Annotated in this window: 20 protein-coding genes and 2 pseudogenes; 15 read left to right on the top strand and 7 right to left on the bottom strand. The window is 58.1% G+C overall.

Annotation, left to right across the window (positions count from 1 at the left end):
- Nucleotides 1-90: 90 nt before the first annotated feature.
- Entirely contained in the window at nucleotides 91-525 is a 435-nt protein-coding gene (locus AC07W5_RS23580) for a helix-turn-helix domain-containing protein (protein ID WP_495024429.1), read from the bottom strand.
- 298 nt (nucleotides 526-823) lie between these two features.
- Here AC07W5_RS23580 and AC07W5_RS23575 point away from each other — a divergent pair, with 298 nt between their 5' ends.
- From AC07W5_RS23575 to AC07W5_RS23565, 3 genes are all read left to right on the top strand, one after another.
- Nucleotides 824-1,108: an Ogr/Delta-like zinc finger protein gene (locus tag AC07W5_RS23575; protein WP_495011554.1), complete on the top strand. Its 285-nt coding sequence runs from the start codon at nucleotides 824-826 to the stop codon at nucleotides 1,106-1,108.
- Nucleotides 1,105-1,467 (top strand): hypothetical protein, encoded by a 363-nt coding sequence (locus AC07W5_RS23570; RefSeq protein WP_495024428.1) that lies wholly within the window; start codon nucleotides 1,105-1,107, stop codon nucleotides 1,465-1,467. Before AC07W5_RS23575 ends, AC07W5_RS23570 begins: the two co-directional genes overlap by 4 nt.
- A 288-nt stretch (nucleotides 1,468-1,755) precedes the next feature.
- Nucleotides 1,756-2,973, top strand: coding sequence for a class I SAM-dependent methyltransferase (locus AC07W5_RS23565; protein WP_495011555.1), 1,218 nt, complete (start codon nucleotides 1,756-1,758; stop codon nucleotides 2,971-2,973).
- Here AC07W5_RS23565 and AC07W5_RS23560 read toward each other — a convergent pair.
- Nucleotides 2,966-3,886, bottom strand: coding sequence for a DMT family transporter (locus AC07W5_RS23560; RefSeq protein WP_495011556.1), 921 nt, complete (start codon nucleotides 3,884-3,886; stop codon nucleotides 2,966-2,968). The genes AC07W5_RS23565 and AC07W5_RS23560 overlap by 8 nt on opposite strands.
- A 245-nt stretch (nucleotides 3,887-4,131) precedes the next feature.
- Here AC07W5_RS23560 and AC07W5_RS23555 point away from each other — a divergent pair, with 245 nt between their 5' ends.
- The 3 genes from AC07W5_RS23555 (at nucleotide 4,132) to AC07W5_RS23545 (ending at nucleotide 5,544) form a co-directional block, all read left to right on the top strand.
- Entirely contained in the window at nucleotides 4,132-4,713 is a 582-nt protein-coding gene (locus AC07W5_RS23555) for a DJ-1/PfpI family protein (RefSeq protein ID WP_494994491.1), read from the top strand.
- Between the two features lie 12 nt (nucleotides 4,714-4,725).
- Nucleotides 4,726-5,031, top strand: a complete 306-nt coding sequence (locus AC07W5_RS23550; RefSeq protein ID WP_495011557.1) for a ribbon-helix-helix domain-containing protein — start codon at nucleotides 4,726-4,728, stop codon at nucleotides 5,029-5,031.
- Between the two features lie 168 nt (nucleotides 5,032-5,199).
- Nucleotides 5,200-5,544: a YegP family protein gene (locus AC07W5_RS23545; protein ID WP_494994493.1), complete on the top strand. Its 345-nt coding sequence runs from the start codon at nucleotides 5,200-5,202 to the stop codon at nucleotides 5,542-5,544.
- 48 nt (nucleotides 5,545-5,592) lie between these two features.
- Here AC07W5_RS23545 and AC07W5_RS23540 read toward each other — a convergent pair whose 3' ends face one another.
- Entirely contained in the window at nucleotides 5,593-6,612 is a 1,020-nt protein-coding gene (locus AC07W5_RS23540) for a DUF4917 family protein (RefSeq protein ID WP_495024427.1), read from the bottom strand.
- A gap of 482 nt (nucleotides 6,613-7,094) precedes the next feature.
- Between AC07W5_RS23540 and AC07W5_RS23535 the strand changes: the two genes are divergently transcribed.
- The 9 genes and pseudogenes from AC07W5_RS23535 to AC07W5_RS23495 all read left to right on the top strand — a co-directional run bounded on the left by AC07W5_RS23535 (nucleotide 7,095) and on the right by AC07W5_RS23495 (nucleotide 15,019).
- A complete protein-coding gene (locus AC07W5_RS23535) occupies nucleotides 7,095-8,006 on the top strand; it encodes a LysR family transcriptional regulator (RefSeq protein ID WP_495011559.1) in 912 nt (303 codons plus the stop codon).
- Nucleotides 8,007-8,241: 235 nt separating this feature from the next.
- Nucleotides 8,242-9,435: a CaiB/BaiF CoA transferase family protein gene (locus AC07W5_RS23530; protein WP_494994496.1), complete on the top strand. Its 1,194-nt coding sequence runs from the start codon at nucleotides 8,242-8,244 to the stop codon at nucleotides 9,433-9,435.
- Nucleotides 9,432-10,373, top strand: coding sequence for a hydroxymethylglutaryl-CoA lyase (locus AC07W5_RS23525; protein WP_495024426.1), 942 nt, complete (start codon nucleotides 9,432-9,434; stop codon nucleotides 10,371-10,373). The genes AC07W5_RS23530 and AC07W5_RS23525 overlap by 4 nt, the downstream gene beginning before the upstream one ends.
- A gap of 61 nt (nucleotides 10,374-10,434) precedes the next feature.
- Complete coding sequence (locus tag AC07W5_RS23520; RefSeq protein ID WP_495024425.1) at nucleotides 10,435-11,775, top strand: MFS transporter; 1,341 nt, start codon at nucleotides 10,435-10,437, stop codon at nucleotides 11,773-11,775.
- Between the two features lie 119 nt (nucleotides 11,776-11,894).
- Nucleotides 11,895-12,131: pseudogene (locus tag AC07W5_RS23515) on the top strand (type 2 periplasmic-binding domain-containing protein); the annotation flags it as partial.
- 180 nt (nucleotides 12,132-12,311) lie between these two features.
- Nucleotides 12,312-12,660: pseudogene (locus AC07W5_RS23510) on the top strand (LysE family transporter); the annotation flags it as partial.
- A gap of 109 nt (nucleotides 12,661-12,769) precedes the next feature.
- Nucleotides 12,770-14,113, top strand: coding sequence for a diguanylate cyclase domain-containing protein (locus tag AC07W5_RS23505; protein WP_495011562.1), 1,344 nt, complete (start codon nucleotides 12,770-12,772; stop codon nucleotides 14,111-14,113).
- Nucleotides 14,114-14,288: 175 nt separating this feature from the next.
- A complete protein-coding gene (locus AC07W5_RS23500) occupies nucleotides 14,289-14,447 on the top strand; it encodes a con-10 family general stress protein (protein WP_494994500.1) in 159 nt (52 codons plus the stop codon).
- Between the two features lie 80 nt (nucleotides 14,448-14,527).
- Nucleotides 14,528-15,019, top strand: coding sequence for a DUF4142 domain-containing protein (locus AC07W5_RS23495; protein ID WP_494994501.1), 492 nt, complete (start codon nucleotides 14,528-14,530; stop codon nucleotides 15,017-15,019).
- A gap of 226 nt (nucleotides 15,020-15,245) precedes the next feature.
- Here AC07W5_RS23495 and AC07W5_RS23490 read toward each other — a convergent pair whose 3' ends face one another.
- From AC07W5_RS23490 to AC07W5_RS23475, 4 genes are all read right to left on the bottom strand, one after another.
- Nucleotides 15,246-15,785 (bottom strand): AidA/PixA family protein, encoded by a 540-nt coding sequence (locus AC07W5_RS23490; RefSeq protein ID WP_495024424.1) that lies wholly within the window; start codon nucleotides 15,783-15,785, stop codon nucleotides 15,246-15,248.
- Between the two features lie 123 nt (nucleotides 15,786-15,908).
- On the bottom strand, nucleotides 15,909-16,412 hold the full coding sequence (locus AC07W5_RS23485; RefSeq protein ID WP_494994503.1) for an inclusion body family protein: 504 nt from the start codon (nucleotides 16,410-16,412) through the stop codon (nucleotides 15,909-15,911).
- Nucleotides 16,413-16,866: 454 nt separating this feature from the next.
- The gene (locus tag AC07W5_RS23480; protein WP_494994504.1) at nucleotides 16,867-17,274 is read right to left on the bottom strand and encodes a type II toxin-antitoxin system HicB family antitoxin; all 408 of its coding nucleotides are present in this window, start codon (nucleotides 17,272-17,274) and stop codon (nucleotides 16,867-16,869) included.
- A gap of 36 nt (nucleotides 17,275-17,310) precedes the next feature.
- Nucleotides 17,311-17,490 carry a type II toxin-antitoxin system HicA family toxin gene (locus AC07W5_RS23475; RefSeq protein ID WP_494994505.1) on the bottom strand — a complete coding sequence of 60 codons (180 nt, stop codon included), beginning with the start codon at nucleotides 17,488-17,490 and terminating at the stop codon, nucleotides 17,311-17,313.
- Between the last annotated feature and the right edge of the window lie 56 nt (nucleotides 17,491-17,546).

The raw sequence follows: 17,546 nt of genomic DNA, 5'->3' as shown, positions 1-17,546 counted from the left end.
TTTACGACTGCTGCGCAGCCGGACGCAGGCTTCGCCAGCTGCTACGGTTCGCGTAATGTCTTAACTGACTGGCATTAGGGAAGTGAGCCTCTATGACTTTTGCGAGTCGAGCGAGTATTGGAGAGTCGACAGGGTAGAAGTGATTTCTGCAAGTTTGAGTTCCAGATCCCGCAGACGCCTTTTCTCTTCCAGTGCACTCTGTATGGCGGACTGATCGTCTTCGTTCAACTGCCGCCACAACGCGAGAATTGTATTTTCCCGCGTGGTGTCTTCTTGAGAAACGTCAGTGGCGCTGGTTTCCACGTGCCGCTGTATCGGCCCTTCGCCAAGCAACAGCCAGTCAAGGGAAATGCCGCGAGTTTGTGCGATGTCTATGCATATTGCGTATGGCGTGCTGTCACGTCCTTTCCAGCTGCTGAGGGTTTGAGGGCTGATTTTCAACGCTGAAGATAAAGCTGCATCGGTGCTCGTGCCGGTGACCAGTTTTAATCGAGTGAGAACAGCTTGTGATTTTTTGCTACGCAATTTGAGCCTCTTCCTTTTGACTTATTCGTTTTGAGTGCCTAATTTATGCGTAATGAGTATGTTTTTATATGTGTAATCAACCATCAACTATGAATCAGACGAACTTAATGTTGAAACTTCCTAATAGTATCAGGGAAATTTCCCGCAGCCGTTACGCATACCAACTACGCGCCTGCCAGTTTCACTTCCTGTTGTCTGGCGAACGTTATCCGCAGGGCCGGGCTGGATCGGCCAATGCTTTAAATAGTATTGCGTTTGATCCAGTTGATTGCCACCAACTAACGAACGAGAGTCACGTATGAGTACCTACAAAATGGTTTGCCCACACTGTTTGAATCGGATGCGCATTCGAACCAGCGAAGGCAGACATATTTTCCTGCGTGTGGCGTACCTGCAATGTACGTCGGAGGCATGCGGCTGGTCAGTTCGGGCAGAGTTCGAGATGACCCATGAGCTTTCCCCGAGCGGAATGCCCAACCCGGCCGTCAGGTTGCCGTGCGCAGGGCCCGATCTGCGTCGGGCAGCAAGGCCCGTGGAGGTGAGCAGGCCGCCGGCGAAAACAGAAATGGAGTCGTCAGCATGAGCGGCATTGGCGAGAGCCTGGAGCTGAATGCGGAGCTGTTGGCCACGGCCCAGGCATTTTTGACCCGTCATGAGCGCGATGACCTCACCGACGATCAAGTGCTGTTCTGCCGTGCGGTGAAACACTTGCAAGGATTGAACGTGCCGATGCATCTGGCGGAAAAACTGGTTAGCCATGCCTATGGAACGCTGAAATCCATCAATGACCGCCGACGCCTGGATATCGCCGCCAGCTCGGAAACCGTGGCCGTGGTCACTGACCCGGCCAGCGGCCTCACCTGGGCGGTGCCGGTGGGGCTGATCGTCAAGCACATCATCAATTCCCCGGCCAGTCGTCGGCTGCGACTGGTTGATCCCTAGTGGCCTGTGTGGCTAGTTCTGTTAGTCAACTTCGGCGCCAGCAGCCCATATCCTGCGTTGCTGTTCCTCGCCATAGCGGGCTATGACTCGTCACAGCGCCTTGGCTCTGGGCCGCCGGCATCCGAATTTGAGCTAACGAACTAGCCACACAGGCCACTAGGGTCTGTTGTATTCGGGGTCTGGATTGCGCGATCCGGGCCCGTCTGAAAATAACTCCGTGCCCTCAAACCCCATCCCCCCTAAAATACGCTCCAATTCCCGATCTGCACCGCCCGAGGCGCTTTTTACATGTCAGTCACCGCAACTCCCGCCAGCCTCGTGCCGGATCATCACGCGCAGTTCTTGAATCTGCTGGACACAAGCCTCGCGCAGAATTCCTTTATCAAACTGGTACTGGCCAAGTACGTCGGTGCCGAGGTGGATCTGCAACGGTTGATCATCAAGCAACTGACCGTGAAGGAACAGCCGTGCCTGTCCTTCGTCTACCGCTACAAGACTCGCGACATCACCAGGAATTTCTCGTTGGCCGACGGTGTGGCGGCGATTGCCGACCTGTTGCCGGAGTCGTTCAAGAACGCACACTTGCTGTCGCTGACCGACGAGGTGCAGCTCGAATACAGTAAAAAGGGCAAAAGTTCGCTGTTCAGGGGCAAAACTCAACAGCAGCGCGAAGTGCCATCTGCGGAGCACAATCGCGAGAAGAACCGTTTCCTGGAGTTGAGCCGACCATTCCTGGCTGACCTGGGCGTGACCAACAAGCAGCACGAGCTGATCCCGGCGATGTCGCGCAAGTGGAAGCAGATCAACAAGTTCATCGAGGTGTTCAGCCATGCACTGACGTCCTCACCACTGGCGCTGGATCAGCCGGTGCGGGTCGCGGACTTCGGTTCGGGCAAGGGCTATCTGACCTTCGCCATCCATGACTACCTGCGCAACACCTTGCAGGCCGAAGGGCTGGTGACCGGCGTCGAGTTGCGCGAGGACATGGTGACCTTGTGCAACAACGCCGCGGCGCGCCTGGAGCATCCCGGTCTGACCTTCCAGCACGGTGATGTGCGCACGTTTGCCCCAACCGCGATCGACGTGATGATCGCGCTGCACGCCTGCGACATCGCCACCGATTACGCCATCCACATGGGCATCCGCTCCGGTGCGGCGATCATCATGTGCTCGCCGTGCTGCCATAAGCAGATCCGCTTGCAAATCCAGAGCCCGGCGTTGCTCAAGCCGATGCTGCAATACGGGTTGCACATGGGTCAGCAGGCCGAGATGGTCACCGACAGTCTGCGGGCGTTGTTCCTCGAAGCCTGTGGTTACGAGACCAAGGTCTTCGAGTTCATCTCGCTGGAACACACCAACAAGAACAAGATGATTCTGGCGGTCAAGCGTGCCGAGCCGGTCGACCCGGCTCGGCTGCTGGTGAGGATTCAGGAGCTCAAAGCCTTCTACAACATCAGCGAACACTGCCTGGAAACGCTGTTGCAGGCCGACGGGCTTCTTATTTAAAGGACTTGAGCGTAATCCCTGACGGCAATGTGCCTGGCTGAGCCGGGCGCACGCTGGTCTTGCGTCCGAGCATCACGGTGACGATCACACCCACGGCGAACAGCCAGGTAATCGGTTCGATGTGCTCGCCGAAGAACAGCGCCGAAAAGGCGATGGTGAAGAAGATCTGCAGCAGCTGGATCTGACTGACCCGCGCAATGCCGCCCATGGCCAGCCCGGCGTACCAGGCGAAAAAGCCGATGAACTGCGAGAACATCGACACATAACCGAATGCCCACCAGGTCTTGCTGGAAATTTCTCCCTGATGTTGCAACGCAAGGTAGGTCACCGGCCCGATCAGCAGCGGCGTCGACAGCACCAAGGCCCAGCAGATCACCTGCCAGCCCCCCATCTCCTTGGCCAACCGGCCACCTTCGGCATAGCCCAACCCACCGACAGCAATTGCTGCGAGCATCAGCAAATCACCCGCCTGAATACTGCCGGCACCGCTGATCAAGGCGTAACTCAAAACCAGCAAGCTACCCAGCGCCGCACAGGCCCAGAAGGCTTTTGACGGCCGCTCATGGGACAACCACGCGGCATACAGCGCCACGCAGAGCGGCTGTAAACCATTGACTAGCGCGCCATGGGACGCCGGCAACGTTTGCATCGCCCAGGCCGACAGCACCGGGAACCCCAGAATCACTCCGGCGATCACCAGGCTCAGGCCTTTGATCTGTTTCCAGGTTGGCCTTTTTTCCCGACGCCAGAGCAACAACAGCGCCGCCGGAATCGCTGCAAACAACGCACGACCGAGGCCGTTGAGCAGTGGGTGGATTTCCTGCACAACGATCCGTGTGAACGGCAGGGTCAGGCTGAAGATGATGACGCCGAGCAGGCCCAGGGCCATGCCGGTGTTTTCGCGCGAAGACATAACGGGAACCAGAATCGAGAGTGGCGGAAGAGGCTTTCATCTAGCCATAAACCCCGGGTTTACGCTCTTACAGCTGGGCGCAGAGTTATCCGTACAGTTCAGCATTGCTACCTGGAAAACCACGGCCCCTCGCCACAAAAAGCCTCTTGCTTGTGCGTAGTAGCTGGTTATTACCTGCTGAGCTGATTAAGGACTACTTTGAATACTCTTGTTGCCAATGTGTTTCTGCGAGAGGAGTCATTTCCATGGCCGCTAAAAAAATTCTGATGCTGGTCGGCGACTACGTCGAAGACTACGAAGTGATGGTGCCGTTTCAGGCGCTGCTGATGGTCGGCCACACCGTGCATGCGGTGTGTCCTGATAAAACCGCCGGGCAAACCGTACGTACGGCAATCCACGATTTCGAAGGCGATCAGACCTACAGCGAAAAGCCGGGGCATCTGTTTGCGCTGAACTTCGACTTCGCCAAGGTCGATGCGGCGGATTACGACGCGCTGCTGGTGCCCGGTGGCCGTGCCCCGGAATACCTGCGCTTGAACGAGAAGGTCCTGCAGTTGGTGCAAGCCTTCGATAAGGCCGGCAAACCGATTGCAGCAGTCTGCCATGGCGCGCAATTGCTGGCGGCGGCGGGCATTCTTGAAGGCCGCGAGTGCAGCGCTTACCCGGCCTGTGCCCCGGAAGTGCGCCTGGCCGGCGGTACGTTTATCGATATTCCGGTGACGGAAGGTCATGTTCAGGGCAATCTGGTGACGGCCCCGGCCTGGCCGGCGCATCCGGGCTGGCTGGCGGGTTTCCTCGGCTTGCTGGGCACCAGGATCACCTTGTAGGAGACAGATCGTATGTGCGAGCTCTACGTCAAAGCCGATCCGATTCTCTACGAATCACGCTCTCGCTCGCTGCGCATTTGCGGGGTGGTGACCACCTTGCGCCTGGAAAACCAGTTCTGGGACATCCTCGGCGAGATCGCCGAGGTCGATGGCATGAGCACCAATCAACTGATCGCCAAACTGTATGAAGAGGTGATGGACTACCGCGGCGAAGTGGTGAATTTCGCCTCGTTCCTGCGGGTCAGTTGCACGCGGTATCTGGCTCAGCGGCGCACGGTGACACCCGTGTTGAGCATGGTACGCACGGCGGTGAAGTAGAGCCGGTTTTTGGATAGCCCCTGGCCTCATTGCGATGCGCATGTATCAGGCGACCAAACGCTTGATCAGAATAACCTTCCAGGAAGTCCGCGGCGATATTGGCGAAACACTGGGCGCGGTCTTTACTCTGATGCGCAGCAATCCTTATCAGTCGACAGGAGTAGCGTCATGTCTGGATGGTACGAGTTGAGCAAAAGCAGTAATGGTCAGTTCCGCTTTGTCCTTAAAGCGGCCAACGCCGAAATCATTCTTACCAGTGAGCTGTACACCACCCATAGTGCAGCCGAGAGTGGCATCGCCTCGGTTCAGGCTAATAGCCCGCTTGCGGAACGCTACGAGAAAAAAGCCACCAAGGATGGTCATCCGTATTTCAATCTCACGGCCGCCAACCACCAGATCATCGGTAGCGGTGAGGCCTACTCCTCCGATGCAGCGCGCGATAAAGGCATTGCCAGCGTCAAGGCCAACGGGCCGAGCACAGTGGTGAAGGACAAAACCCTGCCAGTGCTTTGACCTGATCGCCTGATTGTTCCCACGCGGGCGTGGGAACAATCGGCGTTTTTAGCGTTCGACCGGCACCGACAGCTGTGGACTGCCCAACCCATGGCTCTTGGAATCAAAAAACCGCAGCGTCACATCCATGCCCTCGAACAACGTTGTGTAATGGCGCTTCTGATGCTGGATGAACGCCTTACTGCGCGGGTAGATCGAGACGGCGATGGTCTTGAGTTTCGCCTGGCGCAAGGCGTGGACGATATGGCTGTCCTGTTCGCCGAGGCTGTGGCCGAAGATGCACAGGGCGCCCTCATGGGTCAGCAACTGTTCGTAGCAGAAGGACAGGTAGTCCGAACTGCGGATGGTCTTGAGCTTGTCCTGGGTGGTGCCTTCGCTGATGAACAGCGGCACATCATCCAGGGTCTTGATGGTGTTGTTGATGGCGAAACTGCCCAGCAGGGTGCCTGCAGTCGAGGTCAGCTTGCGTGCGGTGCCGTCCGAATTTCTCACCAGATGCAGGCCGCCATGCAAGTAGAGAATGCGCGCCGAATCAGTCCGGGAATTGCTCAAATCGAAGCTTGAGTCAGCGCCTTGAAACAGGTCCGTGATGACCGGTGAATCATGCATGATCGCCCAATAGTTGAGCAGGTCGTAATTGGTGGTGAATACCGTTGGGTAGCTGCCCAGCTCTTGATTGATCTTCGCCAGGCTCGAGGCCTGCATCAGGCGCCAGGGAATGTGCACCGCATGCACAGTGTTGATCAGTGCTTCCTTGATCGCGTAATAGCGATTGCGCGGCGACGCCGAGCTGATGGCCAGTGCCTTGTTGACCCGACTGGTGGTCTTCAACGCGCTCAGTACCTGCTCGAAAATGCGTGTGCCCATGGCCTCGAAGACACTCAGCTCGGACTGGCTCAGGGGTTTTTCTTCGACGGTTCGGGCGTTTTCGAACAGCGAGTCATAGCCGAAGTCGTCCCACACCGCGCGGCTTGCGCCGTTACCTGCCAGCAGGCCGGTGAACGAGGTGGTTGCGCGCAACGCGTTCCAGTCTTCAAGTTCGGCATCAAATTCCTGGAAATCCATCATCGCGTTCGTCGTCTCAAGGCTGAAGGTGTACAGGGCGCAGACTTTATCACGACCGGGTGTTGAGCCAGATCAACATACCGTTCGACAGATCCGTTGACCCTGTAGGCGCCCATTGAATCGGTATTAGCGGTTCAGCAGTAAACGCGGTGCGTCATACGACGTTTTGTTCGTTGAGTTGCGGGCGGGGAATGAGCCGCACGCAGAACATCGCGCCCAGGGCCAGCAGCGTGCACAACAGCGCCAATGGCCAGGCCTGTTGGCTCACCAGCAGGCTGGCAATTGCACTGAGTGCAGCAGGTGATGAGTCAGGTGGTTCTGCTCTTCATTGAATTCCTTGTCTATTCCGTAGCGCAGATCCCCGCCGTGATTCTGTAGCAAACCACCTGCAGTTCACAGAGTGCTCTTAACATCGTCAGTCCCTTGGGGATCAAAAAGAGCGATATGCTGCGGTTTCCGACTGAGCCGATATCGCCGAGTCTTCGATGCTGCAAAAAAGCCTGATACGTCGTGTGGATCTGGTCACACTGCAATTGTTCGTTGCCGTCCACGAAGAGGGCACGTTGACCCGCGCCGCCGCTCGTGAGGCGATTGCGGTGTCGGCGGCGAGCAAGCGCTTGATGGAACTGGAGGAGGCGCTGGGTATCAGTTTGTTCGTGCGCCAGGCCAAGGGCATGACCCTGACGGCGGCCGGTGAAACCCTGCTGCACCATGCGCGGCAGATGCTGTTCAACCTTGAGAAAATGGGCCTCGAACTCGGTGAGCACAGCCATGGCGTGCGCGGTTATGTGCGGATGCTGGCCAATCTCTCGGCGATCATCGAGTTCTTGCCCGAAGACCTGCGGGATTTTTCCGAACGTCATCCGCAAGTCAAAACCGATCTCGAAGAACGCCCCAGTAACGGGGTGATTCAAGGTGTGCTGGATGGCGTGGCGGACCTCGGCATCTGTTCCAGTGACAGCGATATCAAAGGCCTGCACAGCGCGCCTTACCGGCGTGACAAACTGGTGGTGCTGATGCGCCCGGATCATCCGCTGGCCATTGAGCACGAATTGGCATTTGCCGACACGCTGGACAGCGATTATGTCGGTCTGCACGCCGCCAGTTCGATCAACATGCGCACTCATGCGGCAGCGCGCAAGGCGGGCAAAGTGCTGCGCCTGCGGATTCATGTGCCCGGGTTTGATGCCATGTGCCGTATGGTCCAGGCCAACATGGGTATCGGCATTTTGCCGCTGCGCGCCTATGAACTGTTTGGTCGGGCACTGGGCTTGCACGCGGTACCGCTCAGTGACGAGTGGTCCGAACGCATGCTGATTCTGGTGGTGCGCGATGAAGCGGCGCTGTCGCCGGTGAGCCAGTTGTTGTTTGAGTGTTTGCGCGGGGAGCAAGGCTGAGTTGATCGTTCCTACGCTCCGCGTGGGAATGCCTCGCCGGACGCTCCGCGTCGCTTTTGTATGTGACGCGCAGCGTCACGGGCTGCATTCCCACGCAGAGCGTGGGAACGATCTTTCTGACCTCTTCCGATCAACCCTTCGCGTTTCGCGAACGCTCGTTGCCAACTGAAGGTTGGATTCCAGTGGCATCGCTCCTCTAGCCTTGGCACACATTCCAAGAATAAGAGGTACCCCCATGACTGCCCCTCTGAGTGGCATCAAGGTAATCGAGATCGGCACACTGATTGCCGCGCCGTTCGCCGCACGCGTGCTGGCCGAGTTCGGTGCCGAGGTGATCAAGATCGAATCCATCGGCCAGGGCGACCCGCTTCGCAAGTGGCGAAAGCTGCACGAAGGCACGTCCCTGTGGTGGTACCTGCAATCGCGGAACAAAAAATCCCTGGCCCTGAATCTGAAATCCCCCGAAGGCATTGAACTGGTCAAGCAACTCGCCAGCAGCGCCGACGTATTGATCGAAAACCTGCGCCCCGGTGCCCTGGAAAAGCTCGGGCTGGGCTGGGACGTGCTGCATGCCCTCAATCCGAACCTGACGCTGGTACGCATTTCCGGTTATGGCCAGACCGGCCCGTATCGCGACCGCCCCGGTTTTGGCGCCATCGGCGAGGCCATGGGCGGCATTCGCTACACCACCGGCACCCCGGGTTCGCCGCCGGCGCGGGTCGGTGTCAGTCTCGGTGATTCGCTGGCGTCGCTGCATGCCGTAATCGGTGCTTTGATGTCGTTGCTGCGGGTCAAGACCGGGCAGGGCGAAGGGCAGGTGGTCGATGTGTCCCTGGCCGAAAGCGTGTTCAATCTGATGGAAAGCCTGGTGCCGGAATACGACATGCTCGGCCACGTCCGCGAGCGTAGCGGCGGTGCCTTGCCGGGTATTGCACCATCGAACACCTACTTGACCGCCGACGGCGCTTACGTAGTGATTGCCGGCAATAGCGACCCGATCTACAAGCGCTTGATGGAAGTTATCGGCCGTATCGACCTGGCCGAAGCACCGGAGTTTGCCCATAACGATGGGCGCGCCGCCAAGAGTGGATTGCTCGATGCTGCGATCACACACTGGACCAGCAGCCTGCCGATCGAGCAAGTGCTGGCCATATTGCAGGAGGCCGAAGTTCCCGCCGGACGCATCTACTCGGTGGCCGACATCGTTGCCGACCCGCACTACCAGGCGCGGGACATGCTGCTCAGTGCACAACTGCCCGGCGGCGCCACGGTGAAGATGCCCGGTATCGTACCCAAGTTGTCCGAGACGCCGGGCAGTGTGAACTGGTCGGGGCCGAGTCTGGGCCAGCATACCGACGGGATTCTGGCTGAGCTGGGCCTCTCGGGTCTGGACATAGAACGACTGAAAGCCGAAGGGGTGGTGCAATGATTCGCGACGTCTGCGAGACCTTGATCGTTCAGGAGGTCTCCCCCCGAGACGGCTTGCAGATCGAGCCAACCTGGGTCGAAACCGCCGACAAAATAGCGCTGATCAATCAGCTGTCACTGGCTGGTTTCAGCCGGATCGAAGCCGGTTCATTCGTTTCGCCCAAAGCCATTCCAGCCCTGCGCGACGGTGAGCAAGTATTCCAGGGCATTACCCGGCAGCCGGGTGTGATCTACGTTGCGCTGATCCCCAACCTCAAAGGCGCGCAACGGGCGCTGGAGTCTGCGGCCGATGAGCTGAACCTGGTGATGTCCGCCAGCCAGACCCACAACCTGGCGAACATGCGCATGAGTTGCGAGCACTCGTTGGCAGCGTTCGGCGAGGTGGTCGAGTTCGTCAGCGGTTCATCGGTGAGGCTCAACGCGAGCATCGCCACCACCTTCGGTTGCCCGTTCGAAGGCAAGGTCGATGAAGACCGTGTGCTGCAGATTGTCGACGCATATCTGGAATTGGGCATGCAAGGTATCACCCTGGCCGACACTACCGGCATGGCCAATCCGCGACAGGTCAAGCGGTTGCTGCAGCGGGTATTGCAGCGTCTGCCGGCGGCCGATCTGACCCTGCATTTCCACAACACCCGCGGTCTTGGCTTGTGCAACGTGCTGGCCGCCTATGAGGCCGGCGCTCGCCGTTTTGATGCGGCGCTGGGCGGGCTCGGCGGTTGTCCATTTGCGCCGGGTGCATCGGGGAATATTTGCACCGAAGACCTGGTCAACCTGTGCGATGAAATGGGTATCCATACCGGTATCGATCTACCGCACCTGTTACAGATGTCCCGACGCTTGCCGGCGCTGCTTGGCCATGAATTGCCGGGCCAGGTGGCCAAAGCCGGACGCAACTGTGACCTGCATCCGGCGCCGGACTACCTGGCAACGCTTTAGCACCTGAACCAGACAACAAAAACAATCGGACACCCACGGGAAGTCCGCCTGGAGAAACACGATGAGCCTTAATGTCCTGGAGGCGGGCGCGAGCCCGGCCGCTACACACGATGCCGAAAAAAACCTGGTCAGCAAAGTCGCCTGGCGACTGATGCCGTTGATCATGGTCTGCTACCTGTTTGCGTTTTTCGACCGCATCAACATCAGCTTCGCCAAGTTCCAGTTGCAGGCTGATTTGAGCCTGAGCGACACCGCCTATGGCTTGGGTGCCGGGCTGTTTGTGGTCGGTTACGTGATCTTCGAAGTGCCAAGCAACATGATGCTCTACAAGGTCGGTGCCCGCCGCTGGATTGCGCGGATCATGATGTCCTGGGGGCTGGCCACTGCGGCCATGGTCTTCGTCAGCAGCGAATGGCAGTTCTATGCCTTGCGCTTCGTCATCGGTGCGATGGAAGCCGGTTTCGCACCTGGCGTGCTGTATTACCTGACGCTGTGGTTCCCGCAACACTACCGCGGGCGCATCACCTCGATGCTGTTTCTGGCCTCGGCTTTTGCCGGGTTGGTGGGGGCGCCGTTCTCCGGCCTGGTACTGGAGCATCTGGACGGCGTCATGCACATGCGTGGCTGGCACTGGTTGTTCCTGCTGGGTGGTTTGCCGTGCGTCGGCCTTGGTTGCATGGTGCTGACCCTGCTCAAGGATCGCATCGAAGACGCTCACTGGCTGACCCCGGCAGAGAAAACCCTGCTCTCGAGCCGCGTTGCCCAACATGAGCCGCACAAGGGCGGCAGTTCATTGCTGGCGGCGTTGCGTATTCCGGGCTTTCTGACCTTGGGCCTGATCTACTTCCTGATCCAGATCGCGTCCTATGGCCTGAACTTCTGGGCGCCGCAATTGATCCGCAGCGCCGGCACCCAGAGCCCGGTGATAATCGGTTTGCTGACGGCCATCCCTTATGTGTGTGGCGCCATCAGCATGGTAGTGATCGGGCGCTTGTCCGATGCCACCGGCGAGCGGCGCAAGTTCGTCAGCGGGTTGGTAGCGCTTGGCGCGGTGGGGTTCTTCTGTGCGGGGATTTTTGCCGACCACACCACGTTCCTGATTGTCGCTCTGAGCTTGTTGGGCGCGGGCATCATCGCCTCGATCCCGACCTTCTGGACCCTGCCACCGAAACTGCTGGCCGGTGCAGGCGCCGGTGCGGCGGGCGGGATCGCGGTGATCAACACCCTCGGACAGTTCGGCGGTATCGTCAGCCCGGTCATGGTCGGGCGGATCAAGGACCTGACCGGCAGCACCACACCCGCGCTGTACGTCATCGGTGTTGCCGCGCTCATCGCTGCTGCACTGCTGTTGTGGGGATTGCCGCAGAAACTGCGCACGCTGGACAAGCTTCAGGGGGATTGAAGGCCCTGAAAGATCGCAGCCTGTCGGCAGCGCCTTGTATCTCGACTGTCGCTCCGCCAGGAGCGATAGTTTTTGACTGCTCATCGAGGGCGGGACCTGGTAGCCGTGCAGCTCCTTAGGCCTGGAGCCGGCCGCACTGGAGTGTCGCCCCGCAATTCATCAGCGGCACCGACCTGATTCTCACCGTCGCTTCCCGCGGCCTGCGCAACATCGATCAGCAACAGCTGCTGGTGATGCCACCGCTCTTCAAGATCCCCTCATTCACCTTCGTCCGCGCCTGGCATAATCGCCGCGGCAGTGATCAGGCATTGAACTGGTTGAATGGGCAGATTGGGAAAGTGGTAGGGCGGGGATGAAATTTTTTGCGGATTTATGAGCGCTTGCCGGACGGTATCCCGCAGTCCATCTTGCTGCGATAAACTTCGGCCCCTTCGCCCGCCGATTGGGGGGATTGCCCTTGATGAGAAACCCTTGATGACATCCTCGTTGCTCTTGGCCGTACTTGCTTGCGGTTTCATCTACGGCATCACCCCGGGGCCATTCGCGCCCGTCGCAGTGGCGCCGAAACGCCTCAAGGGCCCGCGCGGCAACCGTTCCGGCACGGCATCACGTCTGGTCTGACCAACCCCAAAGCCTATCCGGTGGCTGTGGCGACACGCCGAGTTGTTGAACTGGTCGATGCTGCCCTGGCTAATCTTCTTGAGTTTCGTTGGCGGGATCGCTGCATACGCTATTCTCATCGCAGTTGTCGGCGCGCGGCAGGTGCGTACGGTGTACCAACAGCATGAGCTGGCGATCACCCGGATTTGCGGGGTGATGTTCATCGGCTTTGCCGTCAATGCCTTGCTGCATGCAGTGCCAGGATTGTTGGCGAACAAGGCTTGAGGCTGATCGCAGGGCTGCGGCAGCAAAAAGAGTTCATCGGCGACAGCCGTTGATCGGATCGAGGGATTGGTACTCAGTGCTTTAAATTTCAGGACAGTATCGATTACTGATGGCCACCCAGAACTCCGCGCCGCTGGCGAGCTACATTGACCTGTTGTTGGACGCCGTATGTGCGGTCGATGCCCAGGGTCGCTTCGTGTTCGTCAGCGCCGCCTGTGAGCGTATTTTTGGCTATACGCCTGACGAACTGATCGGCCAGCCGATGATCGACATGGTCCATCCCGCCGACCGTGCCCGGACCTTGCAAGCTGCCCGGGAAATCATGAGCGGCCAGCCCAAGCCCAACTTCGAGAACCGCTATTTGCGCAAGGACGGGCAAATAGCGCACATCATGTGGTCGGCGCGCTGGTCCGAAGTCGATCAACTGCGTATTGCCGTGGCCCATGACATCACCGAGCGTAAACAGGCTGAATCCAAACAGGCGGCGCTTTATGCGATCTCTGAGGCTGCTCATGCTGCCGAGGATTTGCTGGCACTGTTCGAGCGTATCCACCGGATCATCGGCGAATGGCTGCCAGCACTGAACTTCTCCGTGGCGCTGTACGACGAACAGTGCGGGCAAATCAGTTTTCCCTACCATATCGACGACCACGAAAAGTGCCCGGAGCAGACAGGAACGGCGACCGGCAGTCTGTGCGCCGAGGTGATTCGCAGCGGTCAGCCGATTCTGTTGACTCCCGACGATTATGGCCGGCTGCCCGAGTTTCGCGACCTCAGCAGGGGACAGGATTCCCCTTGCTGGCTCGGGGTGCCGCTCAGCTCACAGAAGGGTACCATCGGCGCGCTGATCGTAAAAAGCACACCCGGTGGCGAGCGCTACACCGAGCAAGACAAAGAGCTGCTGCAATACGTGTGCGCACAAGTGGCGGCGGCCATCGAGCGCAAGCAACTGCATGCCCGGCTGCAGTACTTGGCGCAGTACGACCAGTTGACCCAGCTACCCAACCGGGAATTGCTCCGCGAACGGGTGAAAGCGGCGCTGGCGCGGGCCAGAAAAGAGACTGGACGAATGGCGCTGCTGTATGTCGATCTGGACCACTTCAAACAGGTCAACGACACCTACGGCCACGCTGTCGGCGACCTGCTGCTGCAAGCCGTTGCCAATCGGCTCAAAGGCTGTGTGCGTGAAACCGACTCCGTGGCGCGCATTGGCGGTGATGAGTTCGTAGTCCTGCTCGACAGCGTTCAGGAACCGGAAGATGCCAGCACCGTGTCCGATAAAATCCGTTACGTCCTTAACCAGCCGTTACGCCTGGACGGCCACAGCCTGAGCATCCTGCCGAGCATCGGCATCGCGCTGTATCCCGAACACGGCAGTGAAGAAACGCAGCTGTTCAAACATGCCGATGAGGCGATGTATGCGGTCAAGCGAGCGCAGCGAGTACTCGCCTAGCACCCAGGACTGGAATTCTATAACGCGAAAGCCCGATCACTGATCGGGCTTTTGCATTTTTCCCCGGCGCCGTTCGTCGGTAAAGACACAACTTTTCTAAACCTTTGTGGCCATAAAAATTCAGATCCTATGCGGGCATCGCTCGCCGCAATCATTCACCAAGAGGAAGAGAATCATGCCTACCTCAAGAAACCCGAACTCGGGGACCACCGCCAACGATCGCACCAAGGCCTCCGAAGCCGGCCGTAAAGGTGGGAAAACCACCACCATGAGCGTCGATAAAGACCCTGGAAAAGCCAAAGCCGGTCGTAGAGGCGGGCAGCAAAGCCATTGAAGCGGCCGCATCCAGTCAACGATTGAGAGGCGGGGGCGCAAGCTCCCGCTTGAGTTTTCATTTTAACGAGGGAGCGGCACATGAGCCGGATGACTACCCGATTACGCACCGCCAGTTTCGCCGTGCTGCTGGGGCTTGGCGCCAGTAGTGTCTTTGCACAATCGCCTGTCGAGTTTGTCAACGACGTCTCGGTCAAAGGCATCGCCGACATTGAAGTCAGCCGCTTGGCCCACCAGAAAACCACCTCCCAAGTGATCAAGGACTACACGATTCAGGTCATCGACGACCGCACCACCGCCAACCAGCATCTGGCCAAAATCGCCAGGAAGCTCGAGTTGCCCGTCGCAGACAGAGAAGAGGTAGCGAGCAAGGCCAAGACTCTGATGCCCGACATACAGGACGGCGCCACCTTCGACGCGGCCTATGCCGCCAGCCAGGTGAAAACCACTGAAGCGGCCATCGAGCAGCTTCAACTGGTAGCTCAGACTTCTGAGGTGCCAGAGCTAAAAGCCTTCGCCGAAGAAACCCTGCCCAAACTGGAAAATCACCTGAAAATGGCCAAGGCGCTGTAATCCAGCCTTCAGCCCGCCCGAACGGACGGCTGATTGAAGCGCCGTTGTGCGTTCTGTTGTCGATGCCAAGCGAGCCAGTCGAGACAGTTGCTCCTACAGGTTTTGCGTATACCTGGGCGGTCTAGGAGTTGCCTCAGGTTCGGGCCGCGTTCGGACGATCGTTTTGAGCATCAAGTGCTTAAATGACCGGCATTGGCCTCTGAGCCGGTTTTTTATTTGAGAGCTTTCAACTGATCGCCTTCACCTCAACCATCCAGCTGAAATAACCCACCGCTTCGCAACTCGGGTTCACCACCATAAAACTCAACTCGCACTTCTCCACACCGCAGGCCAGTTGTTTGCATTGCCAGTAATGGTCATCAGCCTCTTGGCTGACCGGCTGAATCGGGTCTGCAGGGTTGGGCGCGGGCAAGGTCATGCCACTGTGGACGATTAGCTGCGGGGGCGAAAGGACACCTGCGTCGCCTACCGCTATGTCGTAAAACACCACGCTGTGTTCAGCCCGCAGACTTACGGTGCGGCCGCGAATGCGGAAGGTGTTGCCGTTGGTCGCAGTCAGAGTAATAAGGCTGTCATTTTTGACTATTTTTTCTACTTGAGTGCTACCCGCGAAAAAGATGAATCCGTCGTCAATCAGCGTTGGAGTATCCGGCTCAAGACTGGGTTGCGGATAACGTGACAGTAAGGTTTCAGTGTCGACGATGAGCAACACATTGTTGGCGAGTTCGGTTTTTTCTGAAGTAGAGACGAGGTTGTCTGTGGACATCACGGATTCCTTTCATGATGTAGACGGGTTGTGACAGCCGCCCCCGGCTCAAGCACGACATCCAGTTCCAGTGGGGGCGGTAACGAAATCGGAAAGCCCCTTGTCGCCAAGGGGCCGGCCACGTCAGTTACGGATGGTAATGAACGGATCCCATGAGCAGCAGCCAACGATCCTGCAGTCGCGATCCACGATCAGGAAATTGAAGTGGTACGTCACGCTACCGGTGGACAGGGTTTCCGAAGACCAGTAATGGTTATCGACTTTCTGGCAACTGGGCACGGATGGATTGCTGGTATTGGGAACTGCAACACAGGCGGTAGCCTTGCGCGGCGTGGGCGTCGAGATCAGCTCATTGCCCACGTTGCCGATGAACTTGTAGAAAATCACCGCGGTTTCAAAGCTCTGCGACAGGCTGGTTTCGCGCCAGCGAATCAGGTCACCGACCTGGGCTTTCAAATTGAGCTCGCCGCCAGCCTGACCACTGACCACATTGTTCTGGTTGGTCACCATGTACACATGGTTGACGTCGATCATTGTAGGGGCGTCGGGGTTTTTACTGATGTTCGGGTAGTTTTTCAGAATGGTTTCAGTATCGATGGAGACCAACACATCCGTGACTCTAGACATCGTAAAGCTCCTTTTCATAGTGGTTGCCTGGCATCTGCCAGACACGACAACAGTGACTCTCCTACGGCTGTTGTAACTTCACACTACTAGCGGAACCCACCTGTCACAGGGTACGAGCTGGCCTGGCTCCTTGCCTTGAACGTAACGGTCCGGGTTCCTTCCAGCAGGCCGCGATTGGATGATAGATCCGAAAGTCTAGCTGTCAAAACAGCCGGCTATAAGGTCGACGAACGGTAGTTGTTGTGAACGATTGGCGATAAAAAACCGGCGATCCAGGCCGGTTTTGTTTTGTTGAAATATGCGCGAGCGCCTCAACCTCGCGTCCAACCACGATCAACACAGGAGCTGGTGACGCGGGCGATTGAGCAGTACTTACCGCTGCACCCCCGCCAACATCATCATCGGCCGCTACCGCTCTTGCAAAAGTTCGGGCCGCACCTTCTTTCCGAGACGTTCAACCCTGCTGCAACACCTTCAGCGCTGCCGAGGCCAGAAACCCCGAGCGGCTTTTCTCTTCCGGGTGATGGAGCACGTATTCGTCGATACGGGTCAGCAGATAGCCGGGCAGGGTGATGTTGAGTTTTTGGGCTTTGCCAAGGTACTTGGTCACATCGATATCAACCACAGCCCAAGTGCAACCCGCGTATTGCGGATTGGCGGCATGAACGGTGACTTTGTTGGCGGGAGGGATCGGGGCGCCGTCCTCTGCCAGAATTTCGAAGTGGCCTTCGATGGCTTCCCGAGCCATGGCCATGGCATCGTCCAGATCATCACCGGCCGAAAAGCAGCCAGGAATATCCGGCACTTCTACACCCCAGGCGTGTTCTTCATCGCCCATTGAAATCGCAATTGGGTAAAGCATGTTCGTTGTTCTCCACGGACGGTGTGTACCGGTTCATCAGAGCAGAGCCTGCTTCAAAATGCTGGTGGCCGTCTTTTTCAGTAAATCTTTTTCTGGATGAGGGATCGTTACCAGGCCGGGCTTCGTCGGATGCTTGAAGTGGTGATGACTACCTCTGACCCTTACCAGATACCAACCGTCAGCGACGATTTGGCTTATCGAAAACAGGCTATTCACAACACCTCCCTGTGGTGTGTGTAGGTGGTTACTATACCTACTGAAATTTTCTTATC

Source organism: Pseudomonas sp. GW821-FHT01E05, assembly GCF_059422425.1.
This window is presented reverse-complemented; position numbering and strand designations above follow the sequence as displayed.